Here is a 21,481-nt window from a genome sequence, read left to right as displayed (position 1 = left end):
TTACGCGTCACTATCAATTAAGTGCTACGCGACCATCAAAAACGCGTGTAGCCGGGCCGACCATAATCAGCGACGCTTCCGGGTCGGGCCACTCGATCGTCAGCTCGCCGCCGGGCAGGTGAACGCTCACCGGGCTTTTCAGGATGCCCTGGCGGATTCCGCTAGCAACGGCGGCGCACGCACCGGTACCACAAGCAAGCGTTTCGCCACTGCCCCGCTCAAATACCCGTAGACGAATCTGGTTAGCCGAAAGAACCTGCATAAAGCCCACGTTAACACGCTTGGGGAAGCGAGGGTGCGCTTCCATCAACGGCCCAAAACGCTCAACCTGGGCGCGCTCAACGCTTTCCACCTGCAATACCGCGTGGGGATTACCCATGGATACCACACCAATGTGAAGCGTTTCACCGTCGACCTCAAGTTCGTGTAATGGTTGGTCGCCTGGGGCCTCAAAGGGTAGTGCTGCCGGGCTAAAGCGCGGCCGCCCCATATCGACACGCACAAGGCCATCGTGCTGTACGTGCAACACCAGCGGGCCACCGGCTGTTTCTACGTGAATCTCATGCTTGTGGGTCAAGCGCTGGTCGCGCACAAAGCGCGCAAAGCAGCGAGCGCCGTTGCCACAGTTCTCCACTTCACTTCCGTCGGCATTGAAAATACGGTAGCGAAAGTCCATCTCGGGGTTGCGGGGCGGCTCAACCACCAGCAACTGATCAAAACCAATCCCAAAGCGACGATCAGCCAGCTGTTGGATATGCTCCTCACGCAGCCGGGCACGCTGGGTTACCAGGTCAACGACCATAAAGTCGTTGCCCAGGCCGTGCATTTTGGTGAAATGCAGAAGCATTAGTGCGCTCCTTCAGGCAGCAGCGCTTCGCCCGCCCAAAGGCTTTCGACCGTTTCACGGCGCCGTACCACGTGACACGTATCGCCATCGACCATTAGCTCGGCAGGGCGCGGACGGCTGTTGTAGTTGGACGCCATAACAAAGCCGTAAGCACCCGCTGAACGCACCGCCAGAAGATCGCCTTCGGCAATCGCAAGCTCACGCTCTTTACCCAGAAAGTCGCCGGTTTCGCACACCGGGCCGACCACGTCATACACCGCACTTGGGCGAGTTTCACGAGTGTCCACCGGCACGATAGCCTGCCACGCCTGATACAGCGCCGGGCGAATCAGGTCGTTCATGGCCGCATCAACAATGGCGAAGTTCTTGGTTTCGCCGGGCTTCAGGAATTCAACCCGCGTCAGCATGACGCCTGCATTGGCGGCAATAGAGCGGCCTGGTTCAAACAGCAGCGTCAGATTTTCGCCACCTTCCCAGCGCGACAGGCGAGCTAACAGCTGGCTTGCATAATCAAACGGCTGCGGGGGCGTTTCATCCCGGTAAGGCACGCCCAAGCCGCCGCCCAAATCCAAATGATCAATCTCGATACCCCGTTCGCGCAGGCGCTCCATCAGCATCAATAGCCGATCCAACGCGTCCAAAAACGGAGCGGTTTCGGTCAACTGCGAACCAATATGGCAATCCAGCCCCTTCACCTCAAGATTCGGCAGGCTGGCCGCCAGCTCGTAAACCTCAAGCGCGTCATCGACCGCGATGCCAAACTTGTTGTCCTTGAGCCCGGTGGAAATATACGGATGAGTGCCCGCGTCCACGTCCGGGTTAACGCGCAGCGAAACCGGGGCAACGTTACCCAGCTCCCCCGCTACAGCGTTTAAGCGCTCCAGCTCAGGGCGAGATTCAACGTTAAAACACTTGATGCCGACTTCAAGCGCACGGGCCATTTCGTGGGGCTGCTTGGCAACACCTGAGAACACCACTTTTTCAGGGTCTCCTCCGGCTGCCAGCACGCGCTCAAGCTCACCAATGGAGACAATATCAAACCCGGCGCCTAGCCTTGCAAGCAGGCCCAACACCGCCAGGTTAGAGTTGGCTTTAACGGCGTAGCAGATCAAATGCGGGTGACCGCCAAGCGCTTCGGTGTAAGCGCGAAAGTGGCGCTCAAATGTTGCCTTGGAATAAACGTAACAGGGCGTGCCGTGCTCTGCGGCAATCTGCGAAAGCGGCACATCTTCGGCGTAAAGCACGCCGTCGCGATAGTTAAAATGATCCATAATGTCGTCTCTCCTGCAGCCGCTTACCCAGCCTGTTCGGCCACACCGTTATCGGGTGAGTTATCGTCGGGCAGGTAAAGCGGTCCCTTCTGACCGCAACCCGCGACGAATAAAGCGATGATCGCGATAAGCGCTAATGTTTTCATGCCTGACCCTGCAGTAACGAGAGCGCCTCGCGGGCGCGCTGTGCTGCGGCACGCACCTGATTGGGCGCCGTACCGCCAATGTGATTACGCGCGGCTACCGAGCCTTCCAGCGTCAGTACGTCAAAAACATCCTGCTCGATGATAGAGGAGAACTGTTGAAGCTCTTCCAGACTCATTTCCGAGAGATCTTTTTGGGTTTTCAGGCCGTAAGCAACCGACTGGCCGACGATTTCATGGGCATCGCGGAAGGCAACGCCTTTACGGACCAGATAGTCGGCAAGGTCGGTGGCGGTAGAGAACCCACGCCGCGCCGCTTCATACATGCTGTCTTTTTTCGGCTCAATGGCAGGCACCATATCCGCGAACGCTTTCAAGCAGTCGCGCACCGTATCCACCGCGTCAAACAGCGGCTCTTTATCTTCCTGATTATCCTTGTTGTAGGCCAGCGGCTGCGACTTCATCAGCGTCAGCAGGCCCATCAAATGACCATATACGCGGCCTGTTTTACCGCGTACCAGCTCCGGCACGTCAGGGTTTTTCTTCTGCGGCATGATGGAAGAGCCGGTGCAGAAGCGGTCAGGCAGGTCGATAAAGTCAAACTGGGCACTGGTCCACAACACCAGTTCCTCGCTCATGCGCGACAAGTGCATCATTAAGATGCTGGCAAAGCTGGTGAATTCAATCGCGAAGTCGCGATCCGATACGGCATCCAGCGAGTTTTCTGCCGGACGCTCAAAGCCCAGCAGCTCAGCGGTGACGTGGCGGTCAATCGGGTACGTAGTCCCCGCCAGCGCAGCGGCGCCCAGCGGCAGTACGTTAACGCGTTTACGGCAATCCAGCAGGCGCTCATGGTCACGGGCGAGCATTTCCTGCCAGGCCAGCAGATGATGACCAAAGGTGACCGGCTGGGCGGTTTGCAGGTGGGTAAAGCCGGGCATGATGGTATCGGCTTCGCGGTCGGCAAGCTCGATCATGCCTTCGCGCAGGCGCTTTAATTCCACCTCAATGACGTCAATCTCGTCGCGCATAAACAGGCGGATGTCGGTCGCTACCTGATCATTACGCGAACGACCGGTGTGAAGCTTCTTGCCAGTGATACCGATCTTGTCGGTCAGGCGTGCTTCGATATTCATGTGGACGTCTTCAAGCGGCACCGACCAGTTAAATTCGCCGCGCTCGATTTCACCTTGAATTTCGGTCAAACCGTTAATAATCGCGTCGCGTTCTTCGTCGGTCAGCACGCCTACGCGGCTAAGCATGGTGGCGTGGGCAATAGAGCCCTGAATATCCTGGCGCGCAAGGCGCTGGTCAAAGGTGACAGACGCGGTAAAACGCGCAACAAAGGCATCGGTAGGCTCGCTGAAGCGACCGCCCCAGGACTGATTCGTAGCTTGGCTCATCGGAGGTATATCCTGCTGACAAAACAAAAGAGTCGATGGCGGAAAGTGTAACAGAGTCATTGCGCTTATGGCTTGAGTTCGGGCCGCCCACGTTTGCAGAATAATGGCGTTTGGCCCGCCGAGCACTTATCTTTAAGGCAATTCTTTAAGACTGCTCTTGGAGACAGCTTTTGAAGACAGTGGCTTAAAACAGCTTCTTAAAAACAGCCAGTTATTTTTACTGTGCGCCCGGGTGCTTTATGATGAGACACATCATAGCTTGACGCGCCGCGTTAGCGGCAAAGGGAGAATAACGTGTCATCCATCACCAAACTGCGTATTGCTACGCGGAAAAGTCAGTTGGCCATGTGGCAAGCCGAGCACGTCCGTGACCGCTTGATGGCTGCCCATGAGGGCCTTGAGGTTGAGCTGGTCGCGCTCTCTACTAAAGGCGACAAAATTCTCGACACCCCTCTGTCTAAAATTGGCGGCAAGGGGCTATTTGTTAAAGAGCTGGAAGACGCCATGCTGGATGGCCGCGCGGATATTGCCGTCCACTCGATGAAGGATGTCCCCATGCTTTTCCCCGAAGGCTTAGGGCTTTCGGTTATTTTAGAGGGCTCAGACCCTACCGATGCGTTTGTATCCAACCATTATAAAAGCATCGATGAATTGCCTGAAGGGGCCAAAATAGGCACCGCCAGCCTGCGTCGCGGACTCCAACTTCGTGAAGCTCGCCCTGACCTGCAAATTCTCAGCCTGCGCGGCAACGTGCAAACCCGACTGGCCAAACTGGACGATGGTGAATTCGATGCCATTATCCTGGCGACCTCTGGCTTAAAACGCCTGGGCCTTGAAGAGCGTATTGCCCAGGCACTGCCGCCAGAAGTGTGCCTGCCCGCCTGCGGCCAAGGCGCGCTGGGCATTGAGTGCCGCCTGCATGACCCGGAACTGATCGGCCTGCTGGCTCCGCTGGATGACCCGGACACCGCCACCCGCGTACGTGCCGAACGCGCCATGAATACGCGCCTGGAAGGCGGCTGCCAAGTACCGATTGCCGGTTTCGCGGTGCTCGACAAGACCAATGAGACGCTGTGGCTGCGCGGGCTGGTGGGCAATCCTGAGGGCACCGAAGTATTGCGTGCTGAAGGCCGCGGCTCAATGTACGAGCCTGAAGCACTGGGCATCCGTATTGCCGAAGAGCTGCTTGACCAGGGTGCAGGCGATATTTTGGCCGAGGTCTACGGCAACCACGTATGACACAGCCAGTGCTGATCTGCCGACCAGGCAAGCGCGGTGAAGTGCTTGCCAATACGCTGCGCGCAACGGGCGCTTGGGTAGAGCCAATGGCGGTGATGAGCCTTCAAGCGCTACCAGAAGACCCGCTGATGCGCCGTGTCTGGCTGGATATTGACCAGTACGACAAGATAATAGTGGTTAGCCCCTTCGCAGCCCTGTGTTTAGGTAACGCGTTGGACCGCTACTGGCCACAGCTGCCCACTGGCATTGCTTATTATGGCGTGGGGAGCGCTACGGCAGAGGCACTGTTTGACCAGTTGGGCGTACGGGTACGCATCCCATCAGCAGCGGCTGACAGACCCGGTGCTGACCAACAAAAGGCTGGAAATGAGCGCGGCGATAACACCAGCGAGGCACTTTTAGCGCTCGCCTCACTGAAGAATGTCGCACATCAGCGGATATTACTGGTGGCGGGAGAAGGTGGCCGAACGCTACTGGCCGAGACGCTGACAGAACGCGGTGCTCAGATGACCCGGGTCGCTGTGTATCGGCGCATTTTTCAGCCGCCTTCGGCCTCACTCCAGGCCCGCCTTGCTACGGGAGATTTTCGAGCACTCATCGTCACCAGCAGCGAACTGCTCGAACATCTGGCAAAATGGTGTGATCAAACAGCGTTGAACCAACCGCTAATCGTTTCCAGTCAGCGTTTAGCTACACTGGCCGGTACACTGGGTTTTTGTGACCTCAAGGTGGCGTCGGGAGCAACGCCAGCTGCCCTTGCAGCTGCGTTGTGCAGGTCCTGTAATCCTATGGGTGCCGATGTCGATCAAGGAACTTAATTAAGGGCTAGCGACAGATGAGCAAACAACCAAACGACCAGGAAGACGTACAAAAAGCGTCCGCCGACGCGCCTCAAAAAAGCGCCACGCCGGGCGAAACTGCCGCGTCTACCTCAGCTCCCTCGCCATCAAGCGCGGTTGAAAGCAGCCCACCCGCAAGCTCGGCTGCCGAACCATCAAGCAACGCGCCTAAAAATGCTAGCTCTCGTCGGCGTGGCAAAAACAGCGGCAAACCTGACGCGGCCTCTGCCACCGCCCCCCCTCCCAGTACGACGCCTAACAGCGAAAAACCGACAGCCAGCGTTACAGAACCTGCCACGGCTAAAAAAGAGCCCGATGGCAATACGGCAACGCCCAATCGCCCCTCCGGTAACGGTGGAAAAGGCACAACGCCGCCTCCCCCAAGTGGAGGTGAGCAGCATAAAGGCCGCAAAGGCGGCCTGTTAGCCTTGGTGTTGGTACTGGTGCTGGGCGTGGCGCTTATTGTGGTGGCCTGGCAAGGCTGGCAACGCCTTAATAGCCAGCAACAGCGCATCAATGCGTTAAGCCAACAGACTGACAGCAGCGCGACGCAGCAATCCGTGAGCGAGCTTGAATCACGCATTGAAAGCAGCGAACGCGAACGTACCCAGGCCCTTGATGGCACGCTGGAAGAGTTACGCAGCGAGCTTGATAGCTACCGCAGCGACGTCAACAGCACGCTGGATGACGTGCTGAACCAGCTTTCCCAGACGCAAGACACCGACGACCGCGATTGGCTACATGCAGAAGCGGCCTATCTGCTGCGCCTGGCAAATCAGCGCCTCCAGCTTGAAGGCGATGTTGACGGTGCTGCTGCGCTGCTGCGTACCGCCGACGCCCGCCTGGCGGATGCTGACAACCCAGCGCTAACCGCCGTGCGTCGTGATATTGCTAACGAGCTTGCCGAACTGGATGGCGTGCCGCGTGTGGATCGTACGGGACTCTATCTAGCGCTTAATGCGCTGCAAGAACGCGTTTCCAGCCTGCGTCTTTCGCAGGAAGTGGAAGAAAGCGCCGTCACCTCCGGCATTGAGCAGCCGCCTACCGGCAACTTCCAGCGTCAACTGGCACGTTTTGGTGAAGAGCTTAAAGACCTGGTCGTGATTCGTCATCACGACGAACCGATGGAAATGCTGGTCACTCCCGAGCAAGAGTCGTACCTGCGCCAAAGCCTGCGCTTGATTCTTGAGCAGGCCCAGCTTGCCCTGTTGAAAGAGGAGCAGCCGCTGTATGAAGCCAGTATCGATAAAGCGCTGGAATTACTTAACGGCTACTACGACCTGGACAGCGAGGCCACGCAAAGCGTGATCTCAAGCCTTCAGGAGCTTAAGCAAGCGGATATTGAGCCCGAACTGCCGGATATCAGCGCCTCCCAGCAGGCCATGACCCACTTTATTGAAAACCGCTTCAGGACGCGCCAGCAAAATGGCGAAGAGGGAGGTGATGCATGAGAAAACTTATTCTCCTGCTGGTCGCGGGCCTAGCCGTCGGTGCCCTGTTTGGGCACCTGATGATGTCAGTACCTGGTTATTGGTTAATTCGGGTAGGTGAAACCTCGGTCCAGACCTCGTTCTGGTTTGGCCTGATTCTGCTGCTGGCCGCATTTATTGTGGTGCATTTTGCACTGCGGCTGCTGACCGGCATCCTTCGTCCTGTGGGCCGTTTCCGTACCTGGAACAGCCGTGCGCGTAATCGCCGTGCCATGAAGCGTACCGTGCGTGGTTTGGTCGCCTTGACGGAAGGCCGCTGGAAAAAAGCCGAAAAAACCCTGGTCCACGCCGCCAATGACTCCAGCACGCCGCTAGTTAACTACCTGTCGGCCGCCCTGGCAGCACACTACCAGGGTAACCACACTAAATCTCAAGAGCACCTGAACCAGGCCCAGCTCACCACCGAAGGCGCCGACACGGCCATTGGCTTGATGCAGGCGCAGCTGATGATTGATCGACAGCAGCCTGAAGAGGCGCTGGCAATTCTGAATCGCCTGGACAGAAAACTAAGCGACCACCCGCAGGTACTGAAACTGCTCAAGCAGGTACACCTGAGCGTCAACGACTGGGAGGGCTTGCGCTGGCTGCTGCCACGCCTGGCTGCCCAAAAGCTGATTGCCCAGCAGGAGCGCGAGCAGCTTGAATTCAAGGCGTACCGTGAGCTGATTCTGTTTGAAGCTAAAAATCCCGGTAATATCGAGCGTGTTCGCGGCCTCTGGGCAGACATGCCCGAGTACCTGCGCGGCAACACCGAACTGGTCGTGCTGTATACCGATGCGCTGGTCCAGTCGAACGAAGAGAGCATCGCCGAGCGTCTGCTAAACCACTCGCTGGATCATCACTGGGATGCCCGGTTGGTGAAGCGTTATGGCCTGCTTAACGTGCATGCGGCGCGCCAACTGACAAAAACTGAAAAGTGGCTGCAAGAGCGCCCCAATGACCCCGAGCTACTGCTAACCTGTGGCCGCCTCTCCCTGCGTACCGGCAAGTGGGAAAAAGCCCTGGAGTACTTTGAGGCCAGCCAGCGCCAGCGTCCCAATGGAGAGGTGTGCGCCGAGCTTGCGCGTCTCTACGCAAGCCTTGGCGAACACAATAAAAGCCAGCTTTACTACCGCCACAGCGTAGAAATGCTAGCGCAGTCACTGCCTTCGCTCCCTCAACCCAGCGATGCCAGCGACAGCCAAAAACCGGATACGAAAGCGACCACAAAACGCGCTTAAGGTACGCTACGAAAAAGGGGCGCCCTGCGAGGTGCCCCTTTTTTTATGCCGTTGATCCGTCCTGAATAGCGTTTCCCGTCACGCCTGCGGTGGAGGCGTTGCCGCCCCTAGAGACTGCTCTTCAGCTTGCGTGGGTACGGGCAGCTCTGACGTACAGTGTCCGCAGCGGGTCGCTTTGATAGGCACCGTCATAAAGCAGTAGGGGCAGGGTTTTTCGACCGGACTTTTGGGCGCCTCTACCTCTTCGCGCTTTAAGCGGTTGATGGTTCTCACCAGCATGAAGACCACAAAGGCAACAATCGTAAAACTGACGACCGCATTGATAAACAGGCCAAGGTTGAGGGTCACCGCACCATCTGCCTGAGCCGCCGCAAGTGTGGGGTACGGTGCTGACGTTGCTCCTTCTCGGAGCACGACAAACAGGTTAGAGAAATCGATACCGCCGACCAACAGGCCGATCACCGGATTCATGACATCTTTTACCAGGCTTTGCACAATCAGTGTAAACGCGCCGCCGATAATGATGCCCACCGCCATGTCTACCACATTGCCTTTAACGGCAAACTCGCGGAACTCCTTGAAAAACCTGGCCATTGATGCCTCCTTACGCATTCAGATTATGAGCTTATAGCGTTTTTGTGTGCAAAGCCTTTGGGTTCAATGACTTATTAAAACGACGCTGAATGTTGAAAAAACGTTTCGCTAATCACTGACACCCGCTTAGTATCGGTATTTACCGCCTTTAAAACGACCTCAAGCATTCTATTTGCGACACCCGTTGAGTTGCCTTTCAGATTGCTTTGTCAGTATAAGCGTCATTCGTGCCAATATGCAGGCAAGCAGCACGTATCTAGCGCAGGGGCTCACAACAAGACACCAGCGACATAGAACGATAATAAAAAGAACATCAATGATGTTAGGTGATAGAGGTAAAGACCATGACCACCGATCAATCCCAAAAAACCATGCCAGTAGGTCACTCGCACATACCGCAAACGCTCGGTTTTCTGCTGCTGGACAACTTCACCCTCATTTCGCTGGCGTCAGCGATTGAACCACTGCGTATGGCAAACCAGTTGGCGGGGCGAGAGCTTTACCGCTGGTATACCTTGACTCAGGACGGTGCACCGGTGCGCGCCAGCGACGGCCTTAATGTGACGCCGGACGCCTCTATCCATGCGCCGCTCTCACTTGATTGGGTAGTCGTATGTGGCGGGGTCGCTCCTCAGCACAGCGTTAGCCGCGAGCATATTCAATGGCTACAGGCTCAGTCGCGCCAGCTGCGACGCTTGGGTGCTATCTGTACCGGTAGCTGGGCGCTGGGTCAGGCGGGTTTACTGGATCATTATGAAATCAGCATTCATTGGGAGTGCCTGGCCTCTCTTCAGGAAGCATTTCCGAAAATCGTCCTGACGACGCGGCTGTTTTCCATTGACCGTGACCGTTTCACTGCCTCGGGCGGCACGGCGCCGCTGGATATGATGCTCAACCTGATCGCTCACGATCACGGCAAGGAGCTTTCCGCCGGTATTTCCGAAATGTTCGTCTATGAGCGTATGCGCAACGAGCAGGATCAGCAGCGCGTGCCGTTAAAACACGTGCTGGGTACGACGCAGCCCAAGTTGCTGGAAATCGTCGCGTTGATGGAATCCAACCTTGAAGAGCCGCTTGAGCTTGATGAGCTGGCAAGCTATGTCGATGTTTCCCGCCGCCAGCTGGAGCGACTGTTCCAGCGTTACTTACACTGTTCGCCTTCCAGGTATTACCTGAAGCTGCGCTTGGTCAGGGCGCGCCAACTGCTCAAACAAACGCCTCTCTCGATCATTGAGATTGCCTCGGTATGCGGCTTTGTTTCTACCCCGCATTTTTCCAAGTGCTATCGGGAATGTTTTGGTATTCCACCACGCGATGAGCGCCTGGGCATCCATACACGCCAAAAAGCGCCGGAAAAAATTCCTCCGCTGCTGAAGCGCTGGGGAGCAGAACCTGTCAGCAACGAGCCGGCATCAAGCGCGCTGCTGGCTCTGGCCTATGCCCAGGGCGAACCCACCTTTGCCAGCGTTCCTCTTGGCTAAACGGGTGTACCACCGCTGAACTAGAGCTGCCGCAAGGCGGCTCTTTTTTTGTACCGTGTTTTCTGTTTATTCACCAGGCTTCCTGCGCCTGCATTTCTCATGATGACGCTTTTGGAATTTCCATCGTCGTTTCCAAGAGCAGATAGGCACCACCTCAGCGCTATGCTCCCTACATAAACAATTCAGGAGCCACGTTATGAACCCTGCCGAATTACACCAGGACGCCATCATCATTGACGGCCTAATCATTGCCAAATGGAATCGCGAACTGCTGGAAGACATGCGCCGTGGCGGCCTGACGGCAGCCAACTGCACTGTCTCGGTTTGGGAGGGGTTCAAGGCAACGGTGGACAATATTGTCGCCTCCAACAAACTGATGGAAGAGTGCAGCGACCTGGTTCGCCCGGTGCGTACCACTGCCGACATCATGCGCGCCAAGGAAGAGGGCAAGACCGGGATCATCTTTGGGTTCCAGAATGCGCACGCCTTTGAAGATCAGATCGGCTACGTCGAGATCTTCAAACAGCTCGGTGTGGGCATTGTGCAGATGTGCTACAACACCCAAAACCTGGTCGGCACCGGCTGCTACGAGCGTGACGGCGGGCTGTCCGGCTTTGGCCGCGAGATCGTTGCCGAAATGAACCGTGTGGGTATGCTGTGCGATCTTTCCCACGTAGGCGCCAAGACCTCTGAAGAAGTCATTCTTGAGTCCAAAAAGCCGGTGTGCTACTCCCACTGCCTGCCCTCCGGACTCAAGGAACACCCGCGCAACAAGTCGGATGCAGAGCTCAAGTTCATCGCCGACCACGGCGGCTTTGTCGGCGTCACCATGTTCACCCCGTTCCTCAAGAAGGGCGTTGATTCGACCATCGACGACTACTGCGAAGCGATTGAGTACATCATGAACATCGTGGGTGAAGACGCCATCGGTATCGGCACCGATTTCACCCAAGGCCATGACCAGAACTTCTTTGAGTGGCTGACCCACGACAAGGGCTACGCCCGCCGCCTGACCAGCTTCGGCAAGATCATTAATCCCGAAGGTATCCGTACTATCGGCGAATTCCCCAACTTGACAGAGGCGCTTCTCAAGCGCGGCCTGAGCGAATCTCAGGTCAGAAAAATCATGGGCGAGAACTGGGTTAGAACCTTGAAGGATGTGTGGGGCGAATAAGTACATGCACAGTCTGTACTGCCGTTCGACGAGACCCTGGAAGCCACTGAATAACTCAATGTCTTTTGAATAAATATAAGTGTAAGGAATACAACCGTGACCAAAACCGCCCCCGAACTCCCGATTGACGTCGACAGCGAAACCGGTATCTGGACAACCGACGCGCTGCCGATGCTGTATGTCCCGCGCCACTTCTTCGTCAACAACCACGTCGCCATTGAAGAGGCCCTGGGTGCTGAAAAATACGCCGATATCCTCTACCAAGCGGGCTATAAAAGCGCTTGGCACTGGTGTGAAAAAGAGGCCGAACTCCACGGTATGGAAGGCGTGGACGTGTTCGAGCACTACATGAAGCGTCTTTCGCAGCGCGGCTGGGGCATCTTCGTGACTGAAGAGATTGACCTGAATGCAGGCACGGCCCGCGTGCGCCTTGAACACAGCGCCTTCGTGTATCAGATGGGCAAAGTGGACCGTAAAATCGAGTACATGTTCACCGGCTGGTTTGCCGGTGCCATGGACCAGATTCTGAGTGCGCGTGGAAGCTCGCTGCGCACGGTTGCCGAACAGACCCAAAGCGGCGCCGAAAAGGGCTGTGAGTACGGCCTGTTTGTTGTCACGCCCAAGAACTGAGGATCGCTGCCATGGCATTTGAGGCACTGTTCAAGCCGATCCAAATCGGCAACCAAACCATTCGTAACCGTGTGGTCAGTACGGCCCACGCCGAGGTGCACGCCACCGACGGCGGCATGACCACAGACCGCTACGTCAAATACTACGAAGAGAAGGCCAAGGGCGGCTGCGGCCTGTGCATCTGCGGCGGCTCGTCGATTGTTTCCATCGACAGCCCCCAGGGCTGGTGGAGTTCGGTCAATCTCTCGACCGACCGCATCATCCCGTACTTTCAGAACTTAGCCGATGCCGTGCACAAGCATGGCGGCAAGATCATGATCCAGATCACCCACATGGGCCGTCGCTCACGCTGGGATGGCTTCGACTGGTCGACGCTGGTATCGCCGTCGGGCATTCGCGAGCCAGTGCATCGCTCGACCTGCAAGACGATCGAAGTAGAAGAGATCTGGCGCATTATCGGTGACTTCGCCCAGGCCGCGCGCCGGGCGAAGGAAGGCGGTCTCGACGGCGTTGAACTCTCTGCCGTACACCAGCACCTGATTGATCAGTTCTGGAGCCCGCGCGTCAACAAGCGAACCGATGAGTGGGGCGGCAGCTTCGAAAATCGCATGCGTTTTGGCATGGAAGTGATCAAGGCGGTGCGCGCCGAGGTGGGCAATGACTTCGTGGTGGGCCTGCGCATTACCGGGGACGAGTTCCACCCCGATGGCCTCGACCACGAGGAGATGAAGCGCATCGCGGCCTATCATGACGCCACCGGCATGATCGACTACTTCGGCGTGATAGGCTCTGGCTGTGATACCCACAATACCTTGGCCAACGTCATTCCCAACATGTCGTTTCCGCCGGAGCCCTTCCTGCACCTGGCCTCGGGCATCAAGGAAGTGGTCAATGTGCCGGTCATCCATGCCCAGAACATCAAGGACCCCAATCAGGCCCAGCGTATTCTTGAAGGTGGCTACGTGGACCTGGTGGGCATGACCCGTGCTCATATTGCCGACCCGCACATCATCGCCAAGATCAAGATGGGCCAGATCGACCAGATTAAGCAGTGCGTGGGTGCCAACTACTGCATCGACCGGCAGTACCAAGGACTCGACGTGCTGTGTATTCAGAACGCCGCGACCGCACGTGAATACATGGGGCTGCCGCATATTGTCGAGAAAAGCGAAGGCCCCAAACGCAAGATAGTCATCGTGGGCGGTGGCCCGGGGGGCATGGAAGCGGCACACGTATGTGCCAAGCGCGGTCATGATGTCACCCTGTTTGAAGCCCAGGATCAGCTCGGTGGTCAGATAACCCTGGCCTCGAAAGCCCCCCAGCGCGATCAGATTGCTGGCATCACTCGCTGGTACCAGCTGGAGCTGGCACGCCTTGAGATCGACCTGCGCCTGAGTACCCGTGCCGACGAAGCGACCATTGCTGATCTGCGCCCGGACATAGTAATTCTGGCCACCGGCGGGCAGCCGTTCCTCTCCCAGGTACCGGAGTGGGGTTACGACAGCGACCTGGGCAAGAGCCTGGTGGTCAGCACTTGGGACATTCTTAGCGGCAGCGTAGCGCCGGGCAAGAATGTACTGGTCTACGACACTATCTGCGAGTTCTCCGGCGTTTCAGCGGCCGACTACCTGGCAGACAAGGGATCAAAGGTCGAGATCGTTACCGACGATATCAAGCCGGGTGCCGCGGTGGGTGGCACCACCTTCCCGACCTACTACCGCAGCCTGTACGAGAAAGAGGTGATCATGACCTCGGATCTCGCCCTGCATAAGGTATATCGCGAAGGCGACTCACTGGTGGCGGTGCTTGAAAACGAGTACTCCGGCGCGTTAGAAGAGCGGGTGGTGGATCAGGTGGTGGTAGAAAACGGCGTGCGCCCGGATGAAGCCCTCTACTACAGCCTCAAGGAGCAGTCGCGTAACAAGGGCCAGACCGATATCGAAGCGCTCTACGCGATCAAGCCTCAGCCCTGCCTGTCTGAAAGCGGCAATGGCTTCGTGCTGTTCCGTCTGGGTGACTGCACCGCGCCACGCAACACGCATGCCGCCATTTATGACGCGCTGCGGTTATGCAAGGACTTCTGACCCACTAACGCTGTAAGCTGAATGTCATGGGCCATCAGGCTCATGACATTTCGTACTTACGGTGTCTCTGAGAGGAGAGACGCCATGCTTGATACCCTCCTACCGATACTGCTGTTTTCTGCGCTGTTACTGGCTGCCATTGGTGCTGTGCGCCGTGTGCGTCTGTGGCGCCAGGGGCGGCCCTCTCCTGCACCGATTATCCGCGGCCTGATGCAGGTACCCAGGCGCTACCTGGTGGATCTACACCACGTTGTCGAGCGGGATAAACTCATCTCCCATACCCACGTGGCCACCGCGGGCGGCTTTGTGCTGGCCGCATTACTGGCGATTGTGGTGCATGGCTTTGGGCTTGATAGCACTATCTTGGCCTGGGTATTGCTGGCCGCCACGGTGAGCATGTTCCTGGGTAGTTTAGTGGTTGCCAAGCGGCGCAGCCCGCCACCTTCACGGCTTTCCAAAGGCCCTTGGATGCGCCTGCCCAAGAGCCTAATGGCGTTCTCCATCGGCATGTTCGTGGTGACACTGCCCACTGCCGGTGTTCTGCCAGAAGGCTTTTTCCAAAGCGGAGCAGGCTGGCTGGCTGCACTGGTGCTGGCCGGTGTCATCACTTGGGGCCTTGGCGAGATGTTCTTCGGCATGACCTGGGGCGGGCCGATGAAACACGCTTTTGCCGGCGCCCTGCACCTGGCCTTTCATCGCCGCCCCGAGCGTTTTTCCAAGCGCGCTGGCGGAGAGCACCGCTCAACCGGGCTCAAACCGTTGGCGCTGGATGACGAAAGTGCCAAGCTCGGCGTTGAGGTACCGGCTGACTTCACCTGGAACCAGCTGTTAGGCTTTGATGCCTGCGTTCAGTGTGGGCGCTGTGAAGCCGTCTGCCCGGCCTTTGCCGCCGGTCAGCCGCTCAACCCCAAGAAGCTGATTCAGGACATGGTGGTCGGCATGGCAGGCGGCACCGACGCCCACTATGCAGGCTCGCCCTACCCCGGCAAGCCGGTCGGCGAGCATGGCGGCAGCCCCCACGACCCGATTGTTGCCCGCACGGGTAGCGCATTAGTGGATGCCGAAACGTTGTGGTCCTGCACGACCTGCCGCGCCTGCGTTGAAGAGTGCCCCATGATGATTGAGCACGTTGATGCCATCGTCGATATGCGCCGCTTTCTGACCCTGGAACACGGTAATACGCCCAATAAGGGCGCCGAAGTGCTAGACAACCTGATTGCGACCGACAACCCCGGCGGCTTCGAACCTGACTCACGCCTGCACTGGGCGGCAGACCTCAATCTGCCGCTGATGGCCGACAAGCGCGAAGCCGAGGTGCTGCTGTGGCTGGGCGATGGCGTGTTTGACATGCGCAACCAGCGCACGCTGCGCGCGTTTATCAGTGTGCTGCGTGCTGCCGAGATCGACTTCGCCGTACTGGGTAATGAAGAGCGTGATAGCGGCGATGTCGCCCGCCGTCTGGGCGATGAGGCTACTTTCCAGAGTTTGGCGCGGCGCAACATTAAGACGTTGAGCCAGTACCGCTTCGCACGCATCGTTACCTGTGACCCGCACAGTTTCCACGTGCTGAAAAACGAGTACGCCGATCTCAGCACCGCCGACATGCCTTCCCGGTATGAGGTTTTCCATCACAGCACCTATATCAACCAGCTCGTCACCGACGGCAAGCTCACGTTCAAAGCCTGGAAAGGCGGCAACGTGACTTATCACGACCCCTGCTACCTGGGCCGCTATAACGGCGAATACGAAGCCCCACGCGCGGTGCTCAAGGCGCTAGGGATTGAGGTTAAGGAGATGGCCCGCTCTGGCTATCGCTCGCGCTGCTGTGGCGGCGGTGGCGGTGCACCGATCACCGATATCCCTGGCAAGCAACGGATTCCCGATATGCGTATGGAAGATGTTCGCGAAACCGGTGCTGACCTGGTCGCGGTAGGCTGCCCACAGTGTACTGCGATGCTTGAAGGCGTGGTAGAACCCCGCGCTGACATCAAGGATATCGCCGAACTGGTCGCCGACGCGTTGATCATCACAACGTCTGACGAAAAGGCGACCCAAAGTAAGCCCGCGCCAGCATCACCGCGCGCCACCCTGGAGGTAATGCCATGAGCGAGCTTGTTCGTCGTGACCCTCGTAAAGAGTGGATCGCCCGCAACCGCCTGCACCCGCAACATCTTGAGATGCTCGCCGAACTGGGTGGCGGCGCAGTAGCCAGCGAATGGATGGGGCCTAACGGCGTGATGCGCCGCAACCCCCATGCGGTCGGCTTCATCGGCCCCAACGGCATTCGACGCATTGATCGTAGCGGCGTCCAGCAGGCGGCACAGGCGCCAGGGCGCAGCGTTGAGGCCAAGGATACGAGGACGCCGGTCGCTGTCGATACCCCCGCCTTTATGGTGGCGGTCGTACCGGATATGGCTGGTGGGCGCCTTTCCTCCCACGACCGTGATCTGTTAGGGCTTGCCCGCCAGCTAGCCGATGCCGACCCGGCCCAGCCTGGTGCCGTACTGGCCGTAGTGTTTGGCGAGCATAAAGAAACCACCTTTGACGAGGCGGGTATTGACCGGCTACTGCACCTGGAAGGCGAGCGTTTCTCGGGCTACCTGCCGGAGCTTAGCGTCGCCACCCTACAGAGCGTAGATCGTGAAATGACGCCCCGCTACTGGCTGCTACCCGACTCAAGCGTTGGCGGTGAGCTCGGCAGGCGCCTCGCCACAAGGCTTGGCGAGCGCCCGGCCGCTCAGGTCTGGCAGGTCGAGGCAGACACTGAAAGCGCAACCGGCTGGCGCTGTACCGCACGTGGTGCGGCAGGTAGAAACGACATTACCCGCGCCCTGCCCCGTATCGTACTGGCCTTAGCCGAGTGCGCCGACCCGGTCAGCGAAACCCGCCACGCGGCTGAGCCGATCACACTTTCTAACGGGCTTCCCGAAATACTCGGCCGCATTGAGGACATGGGCGAAGTCGCGGTGGACCCGGCCAGCGTATCGCTCGCGGAAGCAGAATTTATCCTTTCTGCTGGCAATGGCGTGAAAAGCTGGGATAGCTATCATCACGCTGCCGAGGTGCTCGGCGCCACCAAAGGCGCCTCACGGGTGGTGGTGGATGACGGCTTTATGCCGCGCGACCGCCAAGTGGGCGCCACCGGCACCTGGGTCTCTGCCCGCGTTTATGTAGCGGTAGGAATTTCCGGCGCTATCCAGCATCTTCAGGGCATTCAGAGCTGCGAGAAGGTGGTGGCGATCAACCTCGATGAAGGCTGCGATATGGTCAAACGTGCCGACCTGGCAGTGATCGGCGATGCCAGCCAGATACTCGCTGCCCTTGTTACACGGGTTGAGCAGTACCGCGCTGAACAGCAGGAGAATCGCGATGCCGCATGATGTCAGTAACAAAAGTGCCAAGCAATCAACCGCCAACGCGCTGAACATCGCTGTACTGGTTTCGGTAGGCCAACACCCACTGACCGCGCGCGCACGCCGCGCCGACCAGGATGCCCGAGCGGTAGAAATGGCCCTGACGCTGGAAAACGCCTCGGTCAGCCTGCTACATGCCGGCCAGCAAAATAGCGATCATGAAGAGGCCATCCGCGGCTATCTCGGCATGGGTATCAACTCTGTTGGCTTGATCGAGCAGCAACCCCACGCCGATGTAATCCCCGCGCTGGCCAACGCGTTACGCGCCAGCGCCCCGCAGCTGGTGCTGACCGGTACTCGCGCCGAAACCGGCGAGGCCTCGGGTGTAACGCCCTACCTACTGGCTGAGGCGCTTGGCTGGCCGATCATTACCGGTCTAGCGGCGGTAGAAAAGGTCGAGCAGGGAGTGATCACGGTGCTGCAAGCATTGCCGCGCGGCAAGCGGCGGCGCCTGCGCATTCGTCTACCGGCGCTTGCCACGGTGGACAGCAGCGCGCCCGCTGCCCGCCAAAGTGCCTTTGGCCCCGCCAGGCGCGGCGAGTTAGCCCATCAAAAAGCGGCCAGCGAGCTTGATGAAGCACTAAGCACTTGGCAGTTCCAGCCAGCGCGCAAGCGTCCCAAGCGGCTTAAGATCGTTAAGTCATCATCGGCGCGTGACCGTTTCAAAGCCGCCGCTGCCAAGTCCGGCGGTGGTGGTGGGCAGACGCTTAACGACGTCACCCCAGAACAGGGTGCCGAAGCGATCTTCAAACTGCTCAAGGAGGAAGGAGTACTGCGTTAGGCGCACTGCTTCATGATAACGATACTGTCAGCCCGCCTTCTCGGCGGGCTTTTTAGTCCAGGTTCACAAGCGGCAAACGGTCAAACGTACTACTTCCCCATAAAGCCCGGGTATAGCCGCAGGCGCTGCCTTTCCAAATGCAGGCCAATCCCCGCATGTACCATCAGCACGCTGATCACCACCGCCCCGCCCGCAAGCGTTGAGGCTGTGGGCTGCTCGCCCAACAACCACCATACCCAAAGCGTACCCAGCGCGGTTTCAACCAGATAGAACAACGCCACTTCCGTCGACGGCAGATAGCGGGTAGCGCTGTTGATCAGCACGGTGGCCAGCGGCATCTGAATAAGCCCCATCACCGCGAGGACGCCATAGCGCGGGGCATCCAGCGCAAACGGCGAAGCCAAAGGCAGCGCGATTGCCGCAGAAAGCAAGCCCCCGCCAGCAATCACCACGATGCGATCAATGCTCGGAAAGCGGCGCAGCACCGTCAAATTACCGCCAATCGCCGCTGCCGCCGCCAGCGCATAAAGATTGCCTACCAGCATGCCGTGAGCGCCCTCGCCCATAAAGACCAAACTCATGCCCAGCATGCAGACGGCGATCGCAACCAGCGTGCGCAAAGCGACACGCTCTTTGAGAAACACCCGTGAAAACAGGGCGGCGAACAACGGCGCAGTGCTAAGGATCACCACCACGTTGGCTACGTTGGCGTTCATCACCGCGAGTACGAAAAGCGCCGAAATCAGCCCCAACAGTATTGCCGAAACCAGCGATGAAAAAGGGTTCACGCGTAGCGTGGCCAGTCGGTTGCCTCGACAACACGCAAGCCCCAGCACACAGAACATCAAAAAGCCGCGCCAGAAGACGATGGTCCAACCCTCGGTATCGGCAAGGCGGATCAGCAGGCCGTCGAAACTGAGAAACACCACCCCCAGTACCACCATCAACAGACCGCGCTGATAACCACTTAACTGCATGATATTGACTCCCGGTTGGCAGAAAAAGATAACCGCTCACGCATGGGCGAGCGGTTAAGCGTAACAGTTGAGCGCAGGCTCACGGCCCAGGCCGTGTTAACGGCCAGGTGACACGGCCACCGGCGCAGTTGAAGCCTTCTGCTGGCGAGGGCGAACTACCCAGAACCCTACGGCTCCCGCCATCAGCAACATGCTCCCGCAGCCGACCGCCAGCATATAGCCACCCTGCACGGCACTGCCAGGCACACTGAACTGCTCGGCGAACCCGGCCAGCGTGACCGCGTACTGTTGCCAGAGAAATACCCCAATGGCGCCACCGGAAAGTATGGTGCACAGCGCAATCACACGGGTGCCTGTCACCCAGCCACTGACGGCCTGAGCATCAAATGTATGCAGAAACGTCTGGTACTCTTTCTCGGCCTGGCTGACATGGGTAAACCTGGAAGCCAGCGTAATCGCCACCAGCGCCATCAAGGTGCTTAGCAGTACCGGGTGCAAATATACCGGCAGGCTAAGCCACTCGGCCTGAATCATCATCGACAGCGCGACGTTGCCCACAAAGCCCACCGCCAAGCCCCAGCCCGCGCCTGCGGCGGTAATCCGCTTGCTCCAGATGCTCATCAAGGCAACCGGCCCCCAGGAAGAGGCAAATAGCGTGGCGGCAAACCATACCACTGACATAACCGCAGGCGGTTGAAACAGCGCCAGCAGCAGTGCTATCAAGCCCGCAGCGAGCACCGCAATACGGCTTTTTCGCATGGCCGACGTCTCATCTTGCGAGGCTGAGAGGATATCGTTGGAGAGGCTAAAGCCGATGATCGACAGAAACGTCGAGCAAGACGATAGCCCCGCCGCAAAGACGCCCGTTAGAATGACCACGCCAAGCCAGGTTGGCAGCACGTTGAGCGCCACCCAAATCATGGAGCGCTCCGGGTCCAGCCCAGCATCGTAAAGATTGATGGCCGCCCCGGTCATCATCATCAATGCGTAGAAGATGGCCAGCGCCACCGCCGTCAACATGGCCGAACGCATCACCACGTGCTCATTGCGGGCCATCAGGTAACGGCTGGATTGCCAAGGGCTCGCCGCCAGCACCGCCGCCCACACAAGGCCGAGTGTTAGTCCCCAGGTAAGCGCCTCGCCAGGCGAAGAGAAGCTGGCCTCAGGCCCTTCCAGCACGCCGTGCCATAGCGCAATGCCGGGCTTGTCGGTTTGGGTAAGCAGGCCTTCCACCACACCGTTCCACCCGCCCAAATCTTGAATCACATAGATCGAACCGCCCAAGGCTGCCAGCGAGAAGATCACAAACATGATGGTGTCGGTGAGCATGACACCGGGCGATCCCGAATAGAGAATAAAACCCGTATACGTTGCCCACACCAATACCAACCCGACCCAGTACGGCATACCGGTCAGCTCAGAGAACATGATGCCCGCGCCCTGCATAACGCCTAACAGATACGCGCCCAGGCCGATAATTGTGGTCAGCCCGGCAATTACCTGAACACGGCGTGAGGCAAAGCGCTTGCCAAAAAATTCCGGCACGGTACGTGCCCCGCTACGCCGAAGGTAACGCCCAAACACCAGCGCACCCAGCAGGCATCCCGAGGTGCTGACGGCCGCGAAGATCAGCATCACAAACGGATAGCCCTGATAGGCAAAACCCGTTTCACCGAGAAACGCGCTGGTGCTGAGATAGCTTGCTACCAGCGTGCCCAAGATAAAAAACGTGGGGGCATTGCGGCCAGCAACCAGATAATCATCCAGACCTTTGACGCGCCGTCCGGCGAGATGCCCGATAACAAAGTAGCCCACCAGGCTGAGCAGTATTGCGATGGTGTAAATCATGAGAATAGCCGTCAGGTTATTAATATTGTTTAGCCATGGTGCAATGC

The 21,481-nt window shown here is 58.3% G+C and carries 18 protein-coding genes; 11 read left to right on the top strand and 7 right to left on the bottom strand.

The genetic code is table 11. From position 1 onward, the window contains the following. Positions 1-13: 13 nt before the first annotated feature. From dapF to argH, 4 genes are read right to left on the bottom strand one after another with little or no spacing between them, the layout of a single operon-like run. A complete protein-coding gene (dapF, locus tag ACT3TJ_RS03605; protein WP_193054045.1) occupies positions 14-847 on the bottom strand; it encodes a diaminopimelate epimerase in 834 nt (277 codons plus the stop codon). Continuing rightward, the gene (gene lysA / locus ACT3TJ_RS03600) at positions 847-2,118 is read right to left on the bottom strand and encodes a diaminopimelate decarboxylase (protein WP_444665471.1); all 1,272 of its coding nucleotides are present in this window, start codon (positions 2,116-2,118) and stop codon (positions 847-849) included. The genes dapF and lysA overlap by 1 nt, the downstream gene beginning before the upstream one ends. 23 nt (positions 2,119-2,141) lie before the next feature. Beyond that, positions 2,142-2,264 (bottom strand): LPS translocon maturation chaperone LptM, encoded by a 123-nt coding sequence (gene lptM / locus ACT3TJ_RS03595; protein WP_087110450.1) that lies wholly within the window; start codon positions 2,262-2,264, stop codon positions 2,142-2,144. Continuing rightward, a complete protein-coding gene (gene argH / locus ACT3TJ_RS03590; protein WP_193054047.1) occupies positions 2,261-3,664 on the bottom strand; it encodes an argininosuccinate lyase in 1,404 nt (467 codons plus the stop codon). Before argH ends, lptM begins: the two co-directional genes overlap by 4 nt. 294 nt (positions 3,665-3,958) lie before the next feature. On the opposite strand from argH, the gene hemC reads away from it, so the two are divergent. From hemC to ACT3TJ_RS03570, 4 genes are read left to right on the top strand one after another with little or no spacing between them, the layout of a single operon-like run. Continuing rightward, entirely contained in the window at positions 3,959-4,903 is a 945-nt protein-coding gene (hemC, locus tag ACT3TJ_RS03585) for a hydroxymethylbilane synthase (RefSeq protein WP_444665470.1), read from the top strand. Continuing rightward, positions 4,900-5,721 (top strand): uroporphyrinogen-III synthase, encoded by an 822-nt coding sequence (locus ACT3TJ_RS03580; protein WP_444665469.1) that lies wholly within the window; start codon positions 4,900-4,902, stop codon positions 5,719-5,721. The genes hemC and ACT3TJ_RS03580 overlap by 4 nt, the downstream gene beginning before the upstream one ends. Positions 5,722-5,738: 17 nt before the next feature. Next, on the top strand, positions 5,739-7,193 hold the full coding sequence (locus ACT3TJ_RS03575; protein WP_444665468.1) for a uroporphyrinogen-III C-methyltransferase: 1,455 nt from the start codon (positions 5,739-5,741) through the stop codon (positions 7,191-7,193). Then, positions 7,190-8,452, top strand: a complete 1,263-nt coding sequence (locus ACT3TJ_RS03570; protein ID WP_444665467.1) for a heme biosynthesis HemY N-terminal domain-containing protein — start codon at positions 7,190-7,192, stop codon at positions 8,450-8,452. Before ACT3TJ_RS03575 ends, ACT3TJ_RS03570 begins: the two co-directional genes overlap by 4 nt. Before the next feature lie 78 nt (positions 8,453-8,530). On the opposite strand, the gene mscL is transcribed toward ACT3TJ_RS03570, so the two are convergent. Further along, positions 8,531-9,046 carry a large-conductance mechanosensitive channel protein MscL gene (gene mscL / locus ACT3TJ_RS03565; protein ID WP_444665466.1) on the bottom strand — a complete coding sequence of 172 codons (516 nt, stop codon included), beginning with the start codon at positions 9,044-9,046 and terminating at the stop codon, positions 8,531-8,533. A gap of 344 nt (positions 9,047-9,390) precedes the next feature. Between mscL and ACT3TJ_RS03560 the strand changes: the two genes are divergently transcribed. From ACT3TJ_RS03560 to etfB, 7 genes are all read left to right on the top strand, one after another. Next, positions 9,391-10,527 (top strand): GlxA family transcriptional regulator, encoded by a 1,137-nt coding sequence (locus tag ACT3TJ_RS03560; RefSeq protein ID WP_444665465.1) that lies wholly within the window; start codon positions 9,391-9,393, stop codon positions 10,525-10,527. Positions 10,528-10,723: 196 nt separating this feature from the next. After that, entirely contained in the window at positions 10,724-11,701 is a 978-nt protein-coding gene (locus ACT3TJ_RS03555) for a dipeptidase (protein WP_193054053.1), read from the top strand. Between the two features lie 96 nt (positions 11,702-11,797). Then, the gene (locus ACT3TJ_RS03550; protein ID WP_192526879.1) at positions 11,798-12,331 is read left to right on the top strand and encodes a DUF5943 domain-containing protein; all 534 of its coding nucleotides are present in this window, start codon (positions 11,798-11,800) and stop codon (positions 12,329-12,331) included. A gap of 11 nt (positions 12,332-12,342) precedes the next feature. Further along, positions 12,343-14,415, top strand: coding sequence for a dimethylglycine demethylation protein DgcA (gene dgcA, locus ACT3TJ_RS03545; RefSeq protein ID WP_444665464.1), 2,073 nt, complete (start codon positions 12,343-12,345; stop codon positions 14,413-14,415). An 84-nt stretch (positions 14,416-14,499) separates the two neighbouring features. Next, entirely contained in the window at positions 14,500-16,521 is a 2,022-nt protein-coding gene (locus ACT3TJ_RS03540; RefSeq protein WP_444665463.1) for a (Fe-S)-binding protein, read from the top strand. Then, the gene (gene etfA / locus ACT3TJ_RS03535; protein WP_444665462.1) at positions 16,518-17,795 is read left to right on the top strand and encodes an electron transfer flavoprotein subunit alpha; all 1,278 of its coding nucleotides are present in this window, start codon (positions 16,518-16,520) and stop codon (positions 17,793-17,795) included. The genes ACT3TJ_RS03540 and etfA overlap by 4 nt, the downstream gene beginning before the upstream one ends. After that, positions 17,785-18,609: an electron transfer flavoprotein subunit beta gene (etfB, locus tag ACT3TJ_RS03530; RefSeq protein ID WP_444665461.1), complete on the top strand. Its 825-nt coding sequence runs from the start codon at positions 17,785-17,787 to the stop codon at positions 18,607-18,609. The genes etfA and etfB overlap by 11 nt, the downstream gene beginning before the upstream one ends. Before the next feature lie 89 nt (positions 18,610-18,698). On the opposite strand, the gene ACT3TJ_RS03525 is transcribed toward etfB, so the two are convergent. Further along, complete coding sequence (locus ACT3TJ_RS03525; protein WP_172116823.1) at positions 18,699-19,586, bottom strand: DMT family transporter; 888 nt, start codon at positions 19,584-19,586, stop codon at positions 18,699-18,701. Positions 19,587-19,682: 96 nt separating this feature from the next. Further along, positions 19,683-21,434, bottom strand: a complete 1,752-nt coding sequence (locus ACT3TJ_RS03520; protein WP_444665460.1) for a sodium:solute symporter family protein — start codon at positions 21,432-21,434, stop codon at positions 19,683-19,685. Positions 21,435-21,481 lie beyond the last annotated feature (47 nt).

Origin of the sequence: Halomonas sp. AOP30-A1-24, from assembly GCF_052378165.1 — a bacterium.
Taxonomy (GTDB): domain Bacteria; phylum Pseudomonadota; class Gammaproteobacteria; order Pseudomonadales; family Halomonadaceae; genus Vreelandella; species Vreelandella citrativorans.
Note: the sequence above shows the minus strand (reverse complement) of the source record. Positions and strands in the feature narration are given on the sequence as shown.

Coding starts and splice junctions, on each gene's coding strand:
- etfB (WP_444665461.1), top strand. CDS start 17,785: ATGCCGCATGATGTCAGTAACAAAAGTGCCAAGCAATCAACCGCCAAC.
- ACT3TJ_RS03525 (WP_172116823.1), bottom strand. CDS start 19,586: ATGCAGTTAAGTGGTTATCAGCGCGGTCTGTTGATGGTGGTACTGGGG.
- lptM (WP_087110450.1), bottom strand. CDS start 2,264: ATGAAAACATTAGCGCTTATCGCGATCATCGCTTTATTCGTCGCGGGT.
- lysA (WP_444665471.1), bottom strand. CDS start 2,118: ATGGATCATTTTAACTATCGCGACGGCGTGCTTTACGCCGAAGATGTG.
- ACT3TJ_RS03580 (WP_444665469.1), top strand. CDS start 4,900: ATGACACAGCCAGTGCTGATCTGCCGACCAGGCAAGCGCGGTGAAGTG.
- argH (WP_193054047.1), bottom strand. CDS start 3,664: ATGAGCCAAGCTACGAATCAGTCCTGGGGCGGTCGCTTCAGCGAGCCT.
- ACT3TJ_RS03540 (WP_444665463.1), top strand. CDS start 14,500: ATGCTTGATACCCTCCTACCGATACTGCTGTTTTCTGCGCTGTTACTG.
- etfA (WP_444665462.1), top strand. CDS start 16,518: ATGAGCGAGCTTGTTCGTCGTGACCCTCGTAAAGAGTGGATCGCCCGC.
- ACT3TJ_RS03560 (WP_444665465.1), top strand. CDS start 9,391: ATGACCACCGATCAATCCCAAAAAACCATGCCAGTAGGTCACTCGCAC.
- ACT3TJ_RS03555 (WP_193054053.1), top strand. CDS start 10,724: ATGAACCCTGCCGAATTACACCAGGACGCCATCATCATTGACGGCCTA.
- dapF (WP_193054045.1), bottom strand. CDS start 847: ATGCTTCTGCATTTCACCAAAATGCACGGCCTGGGCAACGACTTTATG.
- mscL (WP_444665466.1), bottom strand. CDS start 9,046: ATGGCCAGGTTTTTCAAGGAGTTCCGCGAGTTTGCCGTTAAAGGCAAT.
- ACT3TJ_RS03520 (WP_444665460.1), bottom strand. CDS start 21,434: ATGATTTACACCATCGCAATACTGCTCAGCCTGGTGGGCTACTTTGTT.
- ACT3TJ_RS03570 (WP_444665467.1), top strand. CDS start 7,190: ATGAGAAAACTTATTCTCCTGCTGGTCGCGGGCCTAGCCGTCGGTGCC.
- dgcA (WP_444665464.1), top strand. CDS start 12,343: ATGGCATTTGAGGCACTGTTCAAGCCGATCCAAATCGGCAACCAAACC.
- ACT3TJ_RS03575 (WP_444665468.1), top strand. CDS start 5,739: ATGAGCAAACAACCAAACGACCAGGAAGACGTACAAAAAGCGTCCGCC.